This window comes from Bradyrhizobium sp. 141, from assembly GCF_023074055.1.
In the GTDB taxonomy this organism is placed as follows: domain Bacteria; phylum Pseudomonadota; class Alphaproteobacteria; order Rhizobiales; family Xanthobacteraceae; genus Bradyrhizobium.
The window spans coordinates 132807-150213 of record NZ_JADPKR010000053.1 but is presented as its reverse complement, the minus strand read 5'-3'; the positions used below and the strand labels follow the sequence as shown (position 1 = coordinate 150213).

Here is a 17407-nt window from a genome sequence, read left to right as displayed (position 1 = left end):
GCGGTCAGCTCTTGTGGTGGACCCAGCGGCCGAGCAGGTGATGGGCGATCGCGAAGGGATGCGGGCCGGCGAGCCCGTCCGGATGCGTCCGTGTCAGCATCAAGGCGGCCTCTTCGCGCGTGAACCAGCGCGCGTCCTCCAGCTCCATGCGATCGACGACGATGTCCTCGTTCAGGGCCCGCGCGCTGCAGCCGATCATCAGCGACGACGGATAGGGCCAGGGCTGGGTCATGTAATACTGCACGTCGGTGCAATTGATGCCGGACTCTTCGAGGATCTCGCGGCGCACCGCGTCTTCGATGGTCTCGGCGGCTTCGACGAAGCCGGCGAGGCACGAATACATGCCCGGCGGAAACTGCTTCTGGCGGCCGAGCAGGCACTTGTCGCCGGAGGCGACCAGCATGATCACGACCGGATCGGTGCGCGGAAAATGCTCGGCCTTGCAAGCCGGACAGTCGCGCTTCCAGCCGCCTTCCTTCATCGCGCTGCGGGTGCCGCAATTGGCGCAATAGCCGTGGCGCTGGTGCCAGCTCACCATCGACTTTGCCATCGCGATCGCCGAGAGCTCCTCGGGGGGAATCGCGCCTTGCATCGCCATGCCGCGCAGCTCGGTCAGAGTGTAGTCCTCGCGTCCCACCAGCTTCTCGGCTGCAGCCTGCGACAGGCCCATGCCGAACATCGCGGCGCCGTCGCGAAGCCCCAGGAAGATCGTGCCGGGATTCGCGCCGCACTTCAGCGCCTCGTCGATCGAGAGCAGCGCGCGAAACTTGTCGCCCTCGCGCTTGACCAGGAGCGAGTCGCGGTAGACGAGATAGGCGCGCGAGGTCGGCTTCTGCTCCATCGCGAACAGCTTCTCGTCGTCGCGGCGCAGATGCGCGGCGCGGTCGAGAATGTTGGTGACGAAGGCCGGCTGCCCCAGCGGAAATGCGTCGAATGCTGACATTATTGCTCTTTCAACCCAACCAGATCTTGCGGCGAAGCGCGCTGATGAAATTCTGAACCTCTGCGGTGTCATGCGCCAATGGCGGCATCACGCCCCAGACCGGCCGTGGCCAGGCGGCGTCACTGGTGCGGCGCGCGATGATGTGAACGTGAAGCTGCGGCACGAGGTTGCCGAGCGCGGCGACATTGAGCTTGTCGCATCTGGTGATCTCCTTCAGCGCGCGCGAGACGCGGGAGATCTCCGTCATCAGCTGCGCCTGCTGCACCTCGTCGAGATCGATGATCTCGACCGCGTCGGGGCGCCGCGGCACCAGCAGCAGCCAGGGATAATGCGCATCCTTGATGACCAGCACCTTCGACAGCGGCAAATCGCCGATGTCGATGGTGTCGTCTTTCAGGCGGGAATGCAGCGACCAGGCGGGTTCGGGCATAGGTGTTTCCGGATGGCCCGGTGAGGTCGGGCTTGTTGGTCCGACCATACGACAGCGATTCCGATAGGGGAAGGATTGCGCCCCGCTGTCACCGCATACACGGTCGTCGCTTTCTTCTCCCTCTCCCCGTTCTTACGGGGAGAGGGAGCCTCTTTCCGCGGATGAGATCGTCGAGAGACCTGTACCCCCTCACAAGGAATTCAAACTTCGTTTGAATTCCGACCTCTCCCCGCAAGAGGGGCGAGGTGAAGCGGAACGCGCGGCTGAATCCTCCTTACGCCTCCGCCAGCACCCGCGCATTGGCGCGGATCGAGGCTTCGCTGACGCGAATGCCGAGGCCGGGCCCGTCGGGCACCACGACATGGCCGCCGCGGTTGGCGACGCGCTCTTCCAGCACATCCTCGGTCAGCACATGATGCGGCATGTAGAACTCGCAGCCGAGCGAGATGCCCGGTGTCGCCGCGATCAGCTGTGTGCCGGCGGCAAGCCCGATGCCGCCCTCCCACAGCGTGCCGCCATAGCCGGGCAGGCCGGCGATGTCGGCGATGGCCATGATCGCCTGCGCCTCGAACAGGCCGCCGGCCTTCATAAGCTTGATTGAGACGGCATTGGCCGCCTCACGGCGCACCACCTCCATCATGTCGCGGCGGTCGAAGCAGCTTTCGTCGGCCAGCACGGGCGTTTCCAGCGCCGCGGTGAGCTGCGCCATCACGTCGAGAAACTTGCGCGGCACTGGCTGCTCGATGAAGGTCGGCGCGAACTCTTCGACGTCGCGCAGGATCTTGATTGCGCCGAACGGCGCGAGCGCCTGATTGTAGTCGACGCGGAGGTCGACCTTATCGCCGAATTCCTTGCGAATCGCCTCGAGGTGATCGAGGTCCTCGCGATGCGGCTTCACGCCGGTCTTGACCTTGTAGATGACGTTGCCGTCCGGAACCATCTTCCGCATGCGGTCGAGATCGGCGGCGAAATCCGGGTCGGCGATCGAGAACGACAACGGGATCGTGTCGCGCACGCGGCCGCCGAGGAGGTCAGCGACCGATAGCCCCGATGATTTACCGACGATGTCGAGCAGCGCCGTCTCGATCGCAACCTTGGCCTCGGCATGGCCGACCAGCGCGCGGTCCAGCTCGGTCATCAGCGCACGAATGCGGCGCACCGGTTTGCCGAGCACGATGGGACGCAGATAGATGTCGAGCGCGGAGAAGGCGGCTTCAGGCGTTCCCGTGAACACCTCCCACGGCGCCGCTTCGCCCCAGCCGACGACGCCGTCGCTCGCGGTGAGCTCGACCAGCACGCGCTTGACCGTGCCCTTGACGTTGCCGACGCCCTGCAGGCGCGCCATCTTGATCGGGCTTTCGATCAGGAACAGCCTGAGACGTTCGATCGTTGCTTCGGTCATGTCAGGCCTCCATTGACGTGCCAGACCTGGCCGGTGACGTAGGATGCTTTGGGCGACGCCAGGAAGGCGATGATCTCGGCGACTTCCTCGGGCCGCCCGCGGCGGCGCATCGGGATCAGCGCCTCGGTCGCGGCGATCTGCTCGGGCGACAGCCGGCTCTCGCCCGGCTTGTCCTTGATGATGAGGCCCGGCGCGACCGCGTTGACGGTGATGCCGTCGCTGGCCAGTTCAATCGCGGTGAGCCGCACCAGCGCTTCCAGTGCGGCGCGGCTGGCAGCCGTCGCTGCGAAGGGCGCGAATTCGGGCCGGATCGCATGGGCTACGAACGACGATACCGCGACGATCCGCGCATTGCGCCCTGCGCGAAGGAGCGGAAGCGCGGCAGCGACCATTCGCGTGAAGGCGAGGGCGGACTCATCCATCGCCTGCCGGAACTGATCCGCCGGCGTGCCGATCGCACTGCCGCGGCGAGCGTGGCCGCCGACCAGGATCAATCCGTCGAGCCGGCCGAAGCCGGCTTTAGCGGCAGCGACGGCATCGGTGGCGGCGGCCGCCTCGGCAAGATCGCCAAGGCACTTTGAGACAACGGCGCCCTTCGCTTCGGCATCCGCTGCGGTGGCGTCGAGACCTTCTGCGTTCGAGCGCGTGTGCAGTAGCAGCGCGGTGCCGGGGCCCGCGAGCAATTTTGCGGTGGCACGGCCGATGCCGCTGGCGGCACCGGTGACGAGATAGGCGCGGTTGATATCGGACATCACGATGCCGTTGTGGCCGGCGGCAATGCACCGGTGCGGTGGAAATGGTTGAGGAAGGCGCGTGTCGCGGCTTCCTGCGGGTTGTCGATCACCTGCCGCGCCGGGCCTTCTTCTACCACGACGCCGTCGCGCATGAAGATGAGGCGGTCGGCGACTTCGCGGGCAAAGGCGATCTCGTGCGTCACGATCACCATGGTCATGCCCTCGGACGCCAGTTGCTGGATCACGTTCAAGACCTCACCGACGAGTTCGGGATCGAGCGCGGAGGTCGCCTCGTCGAACAGCATCACATCGGGCTCCATCGCCAGCGCGCGTGCGATCGCGACGCGCTGCTTCTGTCCGCCGGAGAGCGTCGCCGGATACTGGTCGGCTTTCTCGGCAAGGCCCACCTTGGCGAGCTGGGCGCGCGCGAGCGTCTCCGCGTCGGCCTTGGCCATGCGCCGCACCGTGACCGGCCCCTCCATCACGTTCTGGAGCGTCGTCATGTGCGGGAACAGATTGAAGTGCTGGAACACCATGCCGGTGGTGGCACGGAAATTTGCCAGCGTCCTCACGTCCGGGAGTTTTGAACCGTCGCCGAACGCAAAGCGCGTATCGCCGACGCGGACGCTGCCGCCGTCGGGCACGACAAGGAGATTGATGCAGCGGAGCAGGGTCGACTTGCCGGAGCCTGATGGCCCGATCAGCGCGACGACGCCGCCCTTGGCGACGTCGAGATTGATGTTCTTCAAGACCTCGTTGTTGCCGAAGCTCTTGCGAAGGCTGCGGATCTCGATTTTTGACGTTTCGCTCATTCGCTGACCGCCAGTCGCTTCTCGCCGCGGCGGACGAGGATGGTCAGGGGAATCAGGATCGCCGCATAGGCGACCGCGACGGCGGTGTAGGTCTCCAGCGGCCGGTAGCTGTCATGGGCGGCGACCTGGCTCTGATAGACGAGGTCGGGCACCGCCAGCACCGAGACCAGCGAGGTGTTCTTGAACTGGATGATCGACTGGTTCATCAGCGCCGGGATCATGCGCTTGATCGCCTGCGGCAGCACGATGCGGCGCATGGTCTGGACCGGCGTCATGCCGAGCGCGGCACCGGCTTCGGATTGGCCGCGGTCGATCGAGATGATACCGCCGCGGATGATCTCCGAATAGAACGAACCGCCATAGAGCGAGAGCGCCAGCGCCGAGGCCGTGATCGGCGTCATCTCGACACCGGCGAGGATCGGCAGTGCGTAATAGAACCAGATCAGCTGCACCAGGATCGGCGTGCAGCGGAACGCCTCGATGAAGGTGAGCGCGAGAAGACGCAGCGGCTTGAAGCGCGAGAGGGTGCCGAACGCCCCTAACAGGCCGAACAGCAGTCCGCACACGACGATGACCACGGTGAAGCCGACGGTGACGCCAAGCCCGTTGAGAAACAGCCAGCGATAGGTCCAGAGGATGCCGAAGTCCCACTGATACATGCGTGCTTTCTTGCTTCACCTCTCCCGCTTGCGGGAGAGGTCGCATCGCATCGAAGATGCGATGCGGGTGAGGGCTCTGTCCTCAGGGGGAATCTTGCCAGCGGAGACGCCCTCACCCCGGCCCTCTCCCGCAAGCGGGAGAGGGAGAGGAGCGGTGCCCGCGGCTCGCGCTTGCCCCAAACGGATCACTTACAGCGAAACGCCCGGCGGAATGTCCGCCTCGGTCACGCCCACCAGCTCCATGTTGGTGATGATCGCGTTGCGGATGAAGCCGAGGCCCTTGTTGAAGTCGATCCAGGTGTTGACGTAGTCGCGCCAGGTCTTGTCGGCCTCGCGGCGGAAACCGGCATTCGACGTCGTCGCGAAGATCGGCGTCGGCAGCACGAGCTGGCCGAGCGAGGGATTCTTCTTCAGCACGGTCAGGGACAGCATGGTGATCAGGCACTGCGCGTCGACGCGGCCGGTCTGCAGCGCGGCGGTGGCGTCGTCCGCGGTCTTCAGCCGCGTGATCTGCGCCTTCGGCGTCAGGCGGCTGACGACCTGGTCGTGCGAGGAGCCCTGGTCGACCGCGATCTTGATGTCGGGCGAGTTCAGCTCGGCCCAGCTCTTCGGCTTGAAGTCCTTCTTGCAGAGGATGGCGAAGGCATTGTTGAAGACCGGGACCGAGAAGTCGACCACCAGCGCGCGCTTCGGAGTGGGGTTGAGGCCGAAGAAGATGTCGATCTTGTTGGCTTGCAGATCGAGCACCGAATTGCCCCAGGTGGTCTCGGTGATCTCGAGCTCGGCCTCCATGTCGTCGGCCAGACCCTTGGCGATGTCGATGTAAAAGCCCTTCCACTGACCGCTGGAGAGATCCTTCATGTAATAGGGGGCGCCGCCGCCGACCGCGCCGATGCGCATCTTCTTGGTCCGGCGGATGCGGGCGAAGGTCGATTCATTCGAATCGGCGGTCTGGGCCACCGCCGGCGAAGCCAGCGCGGCCGCCGTCATCGCGCCAAGTCCGACAATCGATGCAACATCACGACGTGTAACCATTGGGATCAATCGCTTTTCTGGTTGGGACAGGTTCCGGCAGGTTCATACCAAGGCAGCACAATCAGTGAAAGCACAGCCTATCGGCTGGGCAGATCGGGAATTGCCCGGATGCTGGGCAGGCGCTGGCGACGAAGGGCGATAGCCGCTTGCTTTCCGGTCCTTTTGGCCCCAAATAGGGACCGGGAGATTGGCGGTGGACGAGCCACTCGCCAACCGGGTCAGGTCCGGAAGGAAGCAGCCCTAACGAGGTCCGGATCGGGTCGCTCGTCAGTCTCCTACCTGTTTTTCGAGCGAATTGCGCCGGCGGCACCAGCCGCCAGCGCGCTCCTTTCCGCAAAAGCCGGCCAAGAGACATTTCATTGCGGATCGACCGATGACCGACGCTGGCGCCCCTCCCAACCCCGACAGCGCCGGCCCGGCCGCCAACGCGCCTTACCGGGTGCTGGCGCGCAAATACCGCCCCTCCAGTTTCGATGATCTGATCGGCCAGGAGGCCGTGGTCCGCACCGTCTCCAATGCGTTCGAGACCGGGCGCATTCCGCAGGCCTGGATCCTCACCGGCGTCCGCGGCGTCGGCAAGACCACCACCGCGCGCATCCTGGCCCGTGCACTCAACTACGAGATGCCTGATGGTTCGGTGAAGGGCCCGACCATCCACATGCCGACGCTCGGCGTGCATTGCCAGGCAATCATGGAAAGCCGGCACATGGACGTGCTGGAGATGGACGCGGCCTCGCACACCGGTGTCGACGACGTTCGCCAGATCAACGACAGCGTGCGCTATGCGCCGGCCAGCGCCCGCTACAAGGTCTACATCATCGACGAAGTCCACATGCTGTCGACGGCGGCGTTCAACGCCTTCCTGAAGACGCTGGAGGAGCCGCCGGAGCACGCCAAATTCGTGTTCGCGACCACCGAGATCCGCAAGGTTCCGGTCACGGTGCTGTCGCGCTGCCAGCGCTTTGATCTTCGCCGCGTCGAGGCGGACGTGCTGATGAAGCACCTCGCCAATATTGCCACGAAAGAAAATGTTGAGATCGAGCCGGAGGCGCTCGGCATCATCGCGCGCGCCGCCGAAGGTTCTGTGCGTGATTCGCTGTCGCTGCTCGACCAGGCGATCGCGCATGCCGCTGGGCAGGTGAGGGCCGATGCGGTCAGGCAGATGCTGGGCCTGGCCGACCGCACCCGCGTCATCGACCTCTTCGATTCGCTGGCGCGAGGCGACATCGCGGCCGCGTTCAAGGAGTTCCGCGACCAGTACGACGTCGGCGCCGATCCGATCGTCGTGCTTTCGGACCTCGCCGAATTCGTCAATTTCGTCACCCGTGTGAAGATCGTGCCGGCGACCGCCGACAACGTCGCCTATGGCGAGACCGAGCGCGTGCGCGCGAAGGAGTTCGCTTCAAAAATCTCGATGCGCGTGCTGTCGCGGATGTGGCAGATGCTGCTCAAGGGCATCACCGAGGTGCAGGCCGCGACACGTCCCGCTGCGGCCGCCGAGATGGTGCTGGTGCGCATTGCCTATGTCGCCGACCTGCCGACGCCGGACGAAGCGATCAAGATGCTGGAGCAGAACGGCGGCGGCTCGCCGGTCGTGAGCGGGGGCGGTGCTGCGCGCAGTACTGCGCCGGCCGCGCCGGTGGCTTCCGCAGCGCCTGTTCGTATGCCGACGTCGTCGCCGTCTGCGTTCGGCGGTGGCGGAGCCCGGCCGCAAATGGCGGCACCGGCGCCGGATCCGCAGGGCACAGCGCCGGTGCTGCGCGTCACAAGCTTCACCCAGCTCGTGGCGCTCGCCGGGCAGAAGCGCGACATCATGGCCAAGAGCGCGCTCGAAGGCGACATGCGCCTCGTCGGTTTCGAGGAGGGCCGGCTGGAGGTCGCGCTGGAGCCGAACGCCTCCAAGACCATGATCTCCGAGCTCGCGAAGAAATTCGAGCTGTGGACCGGCCGGCGCTGGACCATGATTGTCTCGAATGAGGCGGGCCAGCCAACGCTGCGCTCGGTGAACCAGGCCGCCAAGCAGGAGCATGCGCGGACCGCGGAGGCCGATCCGCGCGTGCAGGAGGTGCTGTCGCGCTTCCCCGGCGCGAAGGTCGTCGAGGTCCGCAGGCTTGCCCCCGAGACGCCGGAAGCCAATATAAACGCTGACTATGGCAGTGACGATCCGCCCGACGGTTCCGACGGCGACGACGATCTCTGAGCCATTCTTTCTTTCCAAGGACACGCACCCATGGCTGATTTTCTCGGCATGATGAAGCAGGCGGCGCAGCTGCAATCCAAGATGCAGGAGATGCAGGAGCAACTCGCCAACGTGGAAGTCGACGGCATCTCCGGCGGCGGCCTCGTTGCCGTGCGTATGACCGCGAAGATGGACGTCAAGGGCATCAAGATCGATCCGTCGCTGATGAAGCCGGAAGAGCGCGAGGTGCTGGAAGACCTGCTCGTCACCGCCATGGGCGATGCGCGCCGCAAGGCGGAGGCCGCGATGCAGGAGAAGATGCAGGCTCTCACCGGTGGGCTCGGCCTGCCGCCGGGGTTGTTCGGCCAATAATATGGGCGCTGTTGCAGGTCCCGAAATCGAACGGCTGGTCCAGCTGCTCGCACGGCTGCCGGGCCTCGGTCCGCGCTCGGCGCGGCGCGCCGCGCTGCATCTGATCAAGAAACGCGAAGCGTTGATGATGCCGCTGGCCTCGGCCATGCAGGTCGCGCTCGACAAGGTCGAGGTCTGCAAGACCTGCGGCAACATCGACACGCAAAATCCCTGCACCGTCTGCACCGATCCGAAGCGCGACCCATCCATCATCGTCGTCGTCGCCGACGTCGCCGACCTCTGGGCGCTTGAGCGGGCCAATGCGACCCAAGGGCGTTATCATGTGCTGGGCGCGACATTGTCGCCGCTCGACGGCGTCGGCCCGCAGGATCTGACCATCGACGCGCTGGTCGCGCGCGCCCATGATTCGCAGGTGCACGAGATCATCCTGGCGCTGAATGCGACGGTGGACGGCCAGACCACGGCGCACTACATCACCGACCTGCTTCAGGACGCCAATGTGAAGGTGACGCGGCTCGCCCACGGGGTTCCAGTCGGCGGCGAGCTTGATTATCTCGATGAAGGTACGCTATCGGCAGCGATGCGGCAGCGGACCCTGTTCTAGCCATCCAAGATATCTCACGGAACGGACGACATGACGAAACTTTTCGCCACACGATTGGCTTTGGTCGCGACGATGGCGATGCTGGTGAGCCCGGCCATCTCCGCGCAGCAGGGCGACGAGGCGACGCCGCCGTCCAAGCCCGGCAAGCCGATCAACACCGGCGACGTGCTGTCGGGCGAGTTGAACGCGATGAAGGTGCGCGACGTCAAGAAGGCCGGCAAGCGGATCGCGATGTACCAGATCACCTCCGAGCCGCGCCGCCTGCCGGCACCGAACGGGCTGTGCAATCTCGAGACCGGGCCGGAGACCTTCCAGCTGGTCACCTCCAGCGACGCGCAGGCCACGCAGCTCAAATCGTTCGTCGGCAAGGAGATCTCGGTCAAGGTCGACGAGATCGCCTGCGCCAGCGATCCCGGCCAGATGAGCGAGGCCGTGATCACGAAATGGAGCCTGATCAAGAAGCAGTAGGGGGCGCGGCCTCACGGCGATCTGCCGTAGGGTGGGCAAAGCGAAGCGTGCCCACGTCCTCTTTCGAATTCCTGGCGCGATGGTGGGCACGGCGCGTTGCGCCTTTGCCCACCCTACGAGACCTTTAGACCCGCACCGGCCCCAGCGCCTCGAAATGCCCGCGCTTCTGCAACCAGGCCAGCAGCATCAGGCTCGGGATCGCGACGAGGACGGAGATCGCGAAGAACATCGGCCAGCCCGTCGCCTTCGCCAGATAGCCTGCGCCCGATGACAAATAGGTGCGTCCGACGGCGGCCAACGCAGTCAGCAGCGCATATTGAGTCGCGGTGTGCAGCGGGTTCTGGCACAGCGCCGACAGATAAGCGACGAAGATCACGGTGCCGATCGCGTTGCAGAAATTATCGGACGTGATTGCGAGGGTCAGCGCCCATTCATTGACGCCGACCAGCGCCAGCCACGAAAACGACAGGTTGGACATCGCCTGCACGATGCCGCCGATCCACAGGCTGACCGCCAGCGGATAGCGCCGCGCCACATAGCCGCCGACGAATCCGCCGGCGAGAGTGGCGATAACCCCGACGCCCTTGACGATGATCGCATAGTCGTTGCGGGTAAAACCGATGTCGATCACGAACGGCACGGTCATGTTACCGGAAAACGCGTCGGTGAATTTGAACAGCACGACGAAGGCAAGTGCGGCCCACGCTTCCTTGCGCTGCAAGAATTCCGAGAATGCGCCGAACGCGGCATGGAGCACCCGCGTTACTGCATCGTCTGCCTGCGTGGCGGCCTCGGCGCGCAGCGACTGGGGCGGCTCCGTGGCGGCGAGCGCGGTCATCGTGCCGATCAGCACCAAAGCCGCCATCACCACATAGCCCCACATCCAGGCGGCGCCACGAGGGACGATCGCCTCGAAGCCCGTGACGATGAACAAGGCGCCTGCAGTCGATATCAGCATGCCGATGCGGTAGGCCGCGACATAGGCGGCCATACCCGCCGCTTGCTCGCTTTCAGGCAGGCTCTCGACGCGGAATGCATCGACGACGATGTCCTGCGTCGAGGACATGGTCGCGACCAGGAGTGCGCCAAGCGCGACGAACAACGGAGAGCGCGCCGGATCGGTCAGCGCCAGCAGCAGAATAGCGCCGATCAGCAGCAGCTGCGAAAACACCAGCCAGCCACGGCGACGCCCGAGAGCACGCGTGAACAGCGGGACATGCAGCGCATCGACCAGCGGCGCCCACAGGAATTTCAAAGTATAGGGCGTGCCCACCAGCGCAAACAGCCCGATCGTTCCAAGATCGACCCCCGCCTCGGCCATCCACACCAGCAGCGTCGAGCCCGACAGCGCCAGCGGCAGGCCGGATGAGAAGCCGAGGAACAGCACGATCAGCACCCGCGGCTGCAGGTACACGGCAAGACTTTCGCGCCAGGAGGGCGCGGAAGCGGGAGTCGCGGCGGGAGAGGTCGCGTCGGGTGCGGTCATGGGGAGGTGTTAGCAGATTCTGGGGGCGGTGCCTCTTCTCCCTCGCCCCGTTCTTACGGGGAGAGGGTTGGGGTGAGGGGCCTCTCTCCGCACGTGAGATGGTCGAGAGACCTGTACCCCCTCACCCGAATTCGATCTGCGATCGAATTCGACCTCTCCCCGCAAGCGGGGCGAGGTAAGAAACCTCACTCCCCCGCCTGGAGCTTCCGCGGGAACAGCTCCGGCGCACTGGTGGCGACCAGATGCGGTCCCTCCGGCGCATCCGCCTTGCTGAAATCGAGCTCTTCGATTCGTCCGGCACGCTTCTCGATCTTGTCGGCGGAGATCAGCACCTGCCGCACGTCCTCATTCACGTCGGCGAAATGTTTCTGTAGCTTGAGCACGCGGTCGCGCAGGCGCCCCAGATCGTCGCCGAGCTTGATCACCTCGGTGCGAATCTGGTCGGCGGCGTCGCGCATGCGCGCGTCCTTCATGATCTGCTGCATCACCTGGATCGCGAGCATCAAGAGCGAGGGCGACACCAGCACGACGCGGGCGCGATAGGCCTTCTGGATCACGTCGTCGAAACCGTCATGGATCTCGGCGTAGACCGATTCCGACGGCACGAACATCAGCGCCATCTCCTGGGTCTCCCCAGTGACGAGATATTTTTCGGCGATGTCGCTGACATGCTTCATCACGTCGACGCGCAGGCGCTGCGTGGCAACGCGCCGCTCCTCGTCGGTGCGGGCGTCGTGCAGCGCGGTCATCGCCTCCAGCGGAAACTTTGCGTCGATGCAGAGCGGGCGCTGGTCCGGCAGGAACACGACGCAGTCCGGCCTTTTTCCGGTCGAGAGCGTGAACTGGAACTCGTAGGCCCCTTTGGGAAGGCCGTCCTGGACAATCGCCTCCATCCGCGCCTGACCGAAGGCGCCGCGCGACTGCTTGTTGGCGAGCACGTCGCGCAAGGTGGTTACTTGCGTGGTGAGGTCGGTGAGGTTCTTGTGGGCACTGTCGATGATGCCGAGCCGCTCATGCAGCGCGCGCAGGCTCTCCATGGTGTTGCGGGTCGAGTGTTCCATGGACTGGCCGACGCGATGGGTCACCGAATCCAGCCGCTCGTTGACCGCCCGCGCCATGTCGGCCTGGCGGCCGGCCAGCGCCTGGGTCATCGCGTCGACCCTTCCAGAGGATTCGCTCTGGGCGCGCAGCACCTCGCTGAGGCGCTCCTCGAGCTCGTCAGCCCGGATCGCGTGCGCCATCGCGAGTTCCGCGCCGCGTCGGCCCGAGCGGGCGATCACGACGGCAATCACCATCAGGAGGATGAGGACGAGGGTGCCGAAGCCGATCAGCGCATCGATCGTGCGCACCGGCCAGTCGCCCAGCATGAAAATGATCTCGTTCATGTCGCCCTTCTAGCCGATTCGCGGGCCTGCGCGAACGAAGAGGGAACGTCGGCGGTTAACAACTCCCTGATTTTCATGGTTAACGAAGCTTGAAGTTTTATGGTTAGCGAAGCGTTAACGGGTTCCTGGCCGCATTGACCGGCCGAGGGCAGCGGCTTAAATCGCGGCCATGGCCCTCAGAGAAATCATCATCCTGCCCGACAAGCAGCTGCGTTTGGTCTCCAAGCCGATCGAGAAGGTCACGCCGGAGATCCGCAAGCTTGCCGACGACATGTTCGAGACCATGTACGACGCGCCCGGCATTGGCCTCGCCGCGATCCAGATCGCGCAGCCGCTGCGGCTGATCACCATGGACCTCGCCAAGCGCGACGAGAACGGCGAGACCACGCCGCTTCCGCGCGTCTTCATCAACCCCGAGATCATCGCGTCCTCCGAGGAGCTGTCCGTCTACGAGGAAGGCTGCCTCTCGATCCCCGAATATTACGAGGAGGTCGAGCGTCCCGCGAAGGTGCGCGTCCGCTTCACCGATCTCGACGGCAAGGTGCACGAGGAGGACGCCGAAGGTCTCTACGCCACCTGCATCCAGCATGAGATCGACCACCTCAACGGCGTGCTGTTCGTCGACTATCTGTCGAAGCTCAAGCGCGACCGCGTGATCAAGAAGTTCGAGAAAGCCGCCAAGCGCGCGGAGTAGTCACGTCCTCCGCCGTCATGCCCGGCCTTGTGCCGGGCATCCACGTTCTTTGCCGCCGCGAGCAGGAAGAACGTGGATGGCCGGGACAAGCCCGGCCATGACGGGTACCTTGCTCGTTTTCGAGGATTGTCGCCGCCACATGCCCCTTCGCCTGATCTTCATGGGCACGCCCGATTTCTCCGTGCCGACGCTCTTGGAGCTGGTCGCGCATGGCCACGAGATCGTCGCCGTCTACACCCGCGCGCCGAAGCCCGGTGGGCGGCGCGGCCTGCAATTGCAGCCGACGCCGGTCGAGGAGGCCGCGCGAAAACTCGGCGTGCCCGTGCTGACGCCGAAGACACTGAAGACCAAGGAAGCGCTCGACGAGTTCAGTGCGTTCGACGCCGATGCCGCGGTCGTCGTTGCCTACGGCATGATCCTGCCGCAGGCGATCCTCGATGCGCCCAAGCTCGGCTGCTACAATCTGCACGCTTCGCTGTTGCCGCGCTGGCGCGGTGCGGCGCCGATCAATCGCGCGATCATGGCTGATGATGCCGAGAGCGGCGTGATGGTGATGAAGATGGATGTCGGCCTCGACACCGGCGATGTCGCGATGGCCGAGAGGCTCGCAATCACGGACAGCATGACCGCGGTCGATCTACATGATCGCCTGTCCCGGCTCGGTGCCGACCTGATGGTGCGAGCCATGGCCGCGCTCGCCCGCGGCGGCCTCCAGCTCAAGAAGCAGAGTGACGACGGCGTCACCTACGCCGCCAAGATCGACAAGGCCGAGGCGCGGATCGACTGGAGCAAGCCGGCGCGCGCCGTGCTGCGCCACATTCACGGCCTGTCGCCGTTTCCAGGCGCCTGGGCCGAGCTCGAGAATGCGCGCGTAAAGCTCCTGCGCTGTGAGTTGGCCAAGGGGGCGGGCACTCCGGGCGAGGTGCTCGACGATCAGCTCACCATCGCCTGCGGCGAGGGCGCGATCCGCATCATCGAGCTGCAGCGTGAGGGCAAGGCGCGGATGCAGGCCACAGACTTTTTGCGTGGCGTGCCCGTCAAGCCGCCGATGCGGTTCGGTTGATGCCCCGCTACAAGCTCACCATCGAATATGACGGCGCGCCGTTCTTCGGCTGGCAGGTGCAGGAGACGCTGCCCTCGGTGCAGGGCGCGCTGGAAGCGGCCGTGAAGGCGATGACCGGTGCGGATCTGCGCGTGCATGGCGCGGGCCGCACCGATGCCGGCGTGCATGCGCGCGGCCAGGTGGCGCATGTCGATGTCGACAAGCAGTTTCCGCCGGGCCGTTTTCGCGACGGACTCAATGCGCATCTGCGCCCGCATCCGATCGCGGTGTTGGAGGCCGAGATCGTGCCCGATAGTTTCGAGGCGCGCTTCTCTGCCGTGAAGCGCCATTATCGCTACCGCGTGATCAACACGCGCGCCAATCTCGCCCTCGACATCGGCCACGCCTGGCGCGTGCCGCGCCGGCTCGATGCCGACGCGATGCATGCGGCAGCGCAGCGCCTGCTCGGCAAGCACGATTTCACGACCTTTCGCGACACCGAGTGCCAGGCCAGGTCGCCGGAGAAGACGCTCGATCAGCTCGACGTGCTGCGCAACGGCCGCGAGATCACGATCATCACCTCGGCGCGCTCGTTCCTGCACAGCCAGGTGCGCTCGATGGTGGGATCGCTGGTCTGGGTCGGCGACGGACGCTGGACCGCCGACGATCTCTCCGCGGCACTGGAAGCCCGCAACCGCACCGCCTGCGGCATCGTCGCCCCGCCGGACGGGCTGTATCTAATGAAGGTGGATTATTAGCGCGTGATGCCGCCACAGGCGTCATGGCCGGGCTTGTCCCGGCCATCCACGTGCGTCAACATGCGACCATGCAAGGTGGATGGGTTTACATCCTGGCGAGCGCGCCAAACGGTATTCTGTACGTTGGCGTGACCAGCGACATTATTCGTCGCATCTACCAACACCGAAACGGACTCGTGCCTGGCTTCACCAAGAAGTACGGCGTCAAGCGGCTCGTCTACTTTGAGCGCTACGAAGACATCCAAACGGCGATCCAGCGCGAACACAACATCAAGCATTGGCCGCGGACGTGGAAAGTCCGGCTGATCCTGAAGGACAATCCCGAATGGAAGGATCTCTACGACACGATCGTCCAGTAGAGTGCGCCGAGCTCTCACCACATCGTCATGGCCGGGCTCGTCCCGGCCATCCACGATCTTTCCTTATGCAGCGGCAAAGAACGTGGATGCCCGGGACAAGCCCGGGCATGACGGCGGAGGGTTTGGCGGCAGCAGCGCCCTACCCAAAATACCTTGTCAGCATCCCGCGATACACCTTCGTCAGCTTCTCCAGATCCTTAACCGGCACGCGCTCGTCGACCTGATGCATGGTCTGGCCGACCAAGCCGAACTCGATCACCGGGCAATAGCTGGAGATGAAGCGCGCATCCGACGTGCCGCCAGAGGTCGACAGCTCCGGCTTGCGGCCCGTCACCTCCTCGATCGCGGCCACCGCAAGATCAGTGAACGGGCCGGGCTTCGTCACGAACACGTTGGAGTTCGAGGGTTCCCAGACGATGCGGGCGCGGATGCGGTTGCCGCAGGCTTTTGTCAGACGCGTCTCGACCAGCTCGCGCAGGCTCGCCTGGGTGTGGTTGTCGTTGTAGCGAATATTGAATTTCGCGCGGGCCTCGCCGGGAATGACGTTGCTCGCTTTGTTGCCGACGTCCACCGAGGTGAATTCGAGATTGGAGGCCTGGAACTGCGCGCTGCCATGGTCGAGCGGCTCGTCGGAGATCGCCACGATCAGGCGCGAGATATCCGGCACCGGGTTGGAGGCGCGATGTGGGTAGGCGACATGGCCCTGCACGCCGTCGACGACGAGCGTGCCGGACTGCGAGCCGCGGCGGCCGACCTTGATGGTGTCGCCGAGCGTCTCGACATTGGAGGGCTCGCCGAGCACGCAATGATCGAATTTCTCGCCGCGCTCGGCGGCCCATTTCAGCAGCTTGATGGTGCCGTTGATGGAGACGTCTTCCTCGTCGCCGGTGATCAGGAACGAGATCGAGCCCGAGCCTGATTTTTGGCCGTCGCTGCGCGGCTTGCCGCCATTGGCGGCGAGATGCTCCAGGACAGCTGCGACCGAGCAGGCGATGCCGCCCTTCATGTCGACCGCGCCGCGGCCGTGCAGGATCCCATCCTTCACCTCGCCGGAGAACGCGCCGACGCTCCAGGCGCTCTCGTCGCCCGGCGGCACCACGTCGGTGTGGCCGGCAAAAGTGATGTGCGGGCCGTCGTTGCCGATCCGCGCATAGAGATTGTCGACGTCGGCGGTGCCTTCCTCGCTGAACGTCACGCGATGACAAGTGAAGCCGGCGGCGCTGAGGGCTTTTTCGAGCACCCCGAGCGCACCGGCATCTTCAGGGGTTACCGAGGGGCAGCGGATGAGATCGCGGGCAATGGAGAGAGCATCGGTCATGCGTCCCGCTTAACATGCATGCCGCCGGGTGGGCTAGCACGGGGCGGAACAAATTCGATCTCGTGGCTCTGGTCCCAGCTTTTGACAGGGGGCGCGGCGGAGCCGTCCTCGATGTCGGCGAGCGGATCGGGGCCGAACCGATTGTCGCCGATACTGCCGGGGATGCAGAACATCTCGACGAAGCCCCACAGCCACAGGCTGGAAGCGGTCAGGCCGAACGGAAGCATCCAGTTGGAGTCAGGCAGCAGGTCCGAGAACTGGCTGAACAGGCCGGGTACGAAAAAGAACGGAACGATCCACCAACCGCTCCTGTCCCGATCGTGCAGCCGCTTGATGCCCGTCGCGAGGAAAATCCATGAGAACAGCGCCAGGCCGGACGACTTCAGGATCAGATCCGTGCGGTCAACGGACGCCAGCGAGCGATAGGCCCGTGGATCGACCAGACTGAAGAGGTCGTCGAGGCCGAAGTCAAAATCGAGCTTGATGGTTAGCTTCGACGATCCCTCGGCGCTGACGAGGTGGACCAGCTGACCGATGGTTCCCAGCAAGGCTGCCAGCACCGCGACGATCAGCAGCGCCTGCCACAGCAAAGCGCGGTTGATGCGGCCGTCGACGCGGAAGAGGTACCAGGTCCAGTCCATCCGAGAGCGCTCCGGACGGTGGAGGCCGCCCGAAGAGTTGGTCGCGATGGATGGGGCGAGGGTTCGACTAAGCTACCAGACCCGTC

General features: G+C 65.0%; 19 protein-coding genes and 1 other RNA gene. 9 read left to right on the top strand and 11 right to left on the bottom strand.

The annotated features are described in order from the left end of the window. Window positions 1-4: 4 nt before the first annotated feature. The 7 genes from nudC to IVA81_RS15195 all read right to left on the bottom strand — a co-directional run bounded on the left by nudC (window position 5) and on the right by IVA81_RS15195 (window position 6015). Window positions 5-943 (bottom strand): NAD(+) diphosphatase, encoded by a 939-nt coding sequence (gene nudC / locus IVA81_RS15225; protein WP_247319457.1) that lies wholly within the window; start codon window positions 941-943, stop codon window positions 5-7. Window positions 944-953: 10 nt separating this feature from the next. Next, a complete protein-coding gene (locus IVA81_RS15220; RefSeq protein ID WP_247319454.1) occupies window positions 954-1373 on the bottom strand; it encodes an HIT family protein in 420 nt (139 codons plus the stop codon). A 274-nt stretch (window positions 1374-1647) separates the two neighbouring features. Then, the gene (locus IVA81_RS15215) at window positions 1648-2775 is read right to left on the bottom strand and encodes a muconate cycloisomerase family protein (protein WP_247319452.1); all 1128 of its coding nucleotides are present in this window, start codon (window positions 2773-2775) and stop codon (window positions 1648-1650) included. Further along, window positions 2772-3527: an SDR family oxidoreductase gene (locus IVA81_RS15210; protein WP_247319440.1), complete on the bottom strand. Its 756-nt coding sequence runs from the start codon at window positions 3525-3527 to the stop codon at window positions 2772-2774. Before IVA81_RS15210 ends, IVA81_RS15215 begins: the two co-directional genes overlap by 4 nt. After that, the gene (locus IVA81_RS15205; protein ID WP_247319437.1) at window positions 3527-4321 is read right to left on the bottom strand and encodes an amino acid ABC transporter ATP-binding protein; all 795 of its coding nucleotides are present in this window, start codon (window positions 4319-4321) and stop codon (window positions 3527-3529) included. Before IVA81_RS15205 ends, IVA81_RS15210 begins: the two co-directional genes overlap by 1 nt. Next, entirely contained in the window at window positions 4318-4980 is a 663-nt protein-coding gene (locus IVA81_RS15200; RefSeq protein WP_247319435.1) for an amino acid ABC transporter permease, read from the bottom strand. Before IVA81_RS15200 ends, IVA81_RS15205 begins: the two co-directional genes overlap by 4 nt. A 189-nt stretch (window positions 4981-5169) precedes the next feature. Continuing rightward, the gene (locus IVA81_RS15195; protein ID WP_247319433.1) at window positions 5170-6015 is read right to left on the bottom strand and encodes a transporter substrate-binding domain-containing protein; all 846 of its coding nucleotides are present in this window, start codon (window positions 6013-6015) and stop codon (window positions 5170-5172) included. Window positions 6016-6197: 182 nt separating this feature from the next. Between IVA81_RS15195 and ffs the strand changes: the two genes are divergently transcribed. The 5 genes from ffs (at window position 6198) to IVA81_RS15170 (ending at window position 9638) form a co-directional block, all read left to right on the top strand. Continuing rightward, window positions 6198-6294: signal recognition particle sRNA small type (gene ffs, locus IVA81_RS15190), an RNA gene on the top strand. A gap of 94 nt (window positions 6295-6388) precedes the next feature. Beyond that, entirely contained in the window at window positions 6389-8215 is a 1827-nt protein-coding gene (locus tag IVA81_RS15185) for a DNA polymerase III subunit gamma/tau (RefSeq protein ID WP_247319431.1), read from the top strand. A gap of 30 nt (window positions 8216-8245) precedes the next feature. Further along, window positions 8246-8566 carry a YbaB/EbfC family nucleoid-associated protein gene (locus IVA81_RS15180; RefSeq protein WP_247319429.1) on the top strand — a complete coding sequence of 107 codons (321 nt, stop codon included), beginning with the start codon at window positions 8246-8248 and terminating at the stop codon, window positions 8564-8566. Window position 8567: 1 nt separating this feature from the next. Continuing rightward, a complete protein-coding gene (recR, locus tag IVA81_RS15175; protein ID WP_247319428.1) occupies window positions 8568-9170 on the top strand; it encodes a recombination mediator RecR in 603 nt (200 codons plus the stop codon). 30 nt (window positions 9171-9200) lie between these two features. After that, window positions 9201-9638, top strand: a complete 438-nt coding sequence (locus tag IVA81_RS15170) for a hypothetical protein (RefSeq protein WP_247319416.1) — start codon at window positions 9201-9203, stop codon at window positions 9636-9638. Window positions 9639-9762: 124 nt separating this feature from the next. On the opposite strand, the gene IVA81_RS15165 is transcribed toward IVA81_RS15170, so the two are convergent. Both IVA81_RS15165 and rmuC read right to left on the bottom strand, forming a co-directional pair. Further along, a complete protein-coding gene (locus tag IVA81_RS15165; protein WP_247319413.1) occupies window positions 9763-11124 on the bottom strand; it encodes an MFS transporter in 1362 nt (453 codons plus the stop codon). 185 nt (window positions 11125-11309) lie between these two features. Further along, complete coding sequence (gene rmuC, locus IVA81_RS15160; protein WP_247319408.1) at window positions 11310-12509, bottom strand: DNA recombination protein RmuC; 1200 nt, start codon at window positions 12507-12509, stop codon at window positions 11310-11312. 169 nt (window positions 12510-12678) lie between these two features. On the opposite strand from rmuC, the gene def reads away from it, so the two are divergent. The 4 genes from def (at window position 12679) to IVA81_RS15140 (ending at window position 15362) form a co-directional block, all read left to right on the top strand. Further along, on the top strand, window positions 12679-13203 hold the full coding sequence (gene def / locus IVA81_RS15155; RefSeq protein ID WP_247319405.1) for a peptide deformylase: 525 nt from the start codon (window positions 12679-12681) through the stop codon (window positions 13201-13203). A 139-nt stretch (window positions 13204-13342) separates the two neighbouring features. After that, complete coding sequence (gene fmt, locus IVA81_RS15150; RefSeq protein ID WP_247319403.1) at window positions 13343-14266, top strand: methionyl-tRNA formyltransferase; 924 nt, start codon at window positions 13343-13345, stop codon at window positions 14264-14266. Continuing rightward, window positions 14266-15003 (top strand): tRNA pseudouridine(38-40) synthase TruA, encoded by a 738-nt coding sequence (gene truA / locus IVA81_RS15145; protein WP_247319400.1) that lies wholly within the window; start codon window positions 14266-14268, stop codon window positions 15001-15003. The genes fmt and truA overlap by 1 nt, the downstream gene beginning before the upstream one ends. A gap of 23 nt (window positions 15004-15026) precedes the next feature. After that, a complete protein-coding gene (locus tag IVA81_RS15140; protein ID WP_247319397.1) occupies window positions 15027-15362 on the top strand; it encodes a GIY-YIG nuclease family protein in 336 nt (111 codons plus the stop codon). 139 nt (window positions 15363-15501) lie between these two features. On the opposite strand, the gene dapE is transcribed toward IVA81_RS15140, so the two are convergent. Together dapE and IVA81_RS15130 are read right to left on the bottom strand one after the other, a co-directional pair. Continuing rightward, window positions 15502-16680: a succinyl-diaminopimelate desuccinylase gene (gene dapE, locus IVA81_RS15135; RefSeq protein WP_247319394.1), complete on the bottom strand. Its 1179-nt coding sequence runs from the start codon at window positions 16678-16680 to the stop codon at window positions 15502-15504. Continuing rightward, complete coding sequence (locus IVA81_RS15130; RefSeq protein WP_247319390.1) at window positions 16677-17321, bottom strand: DUF805 domain-containing protein; 645 nt, start codon at window positions 17319-17321, stop codon at window positions 16677-16679. Before IVA81_RS15130 ends, dapE begins: the two co-directional genes overlap by 4 nt. Window positions 17322-17407 lie beyond the last annotated feature (86 nt).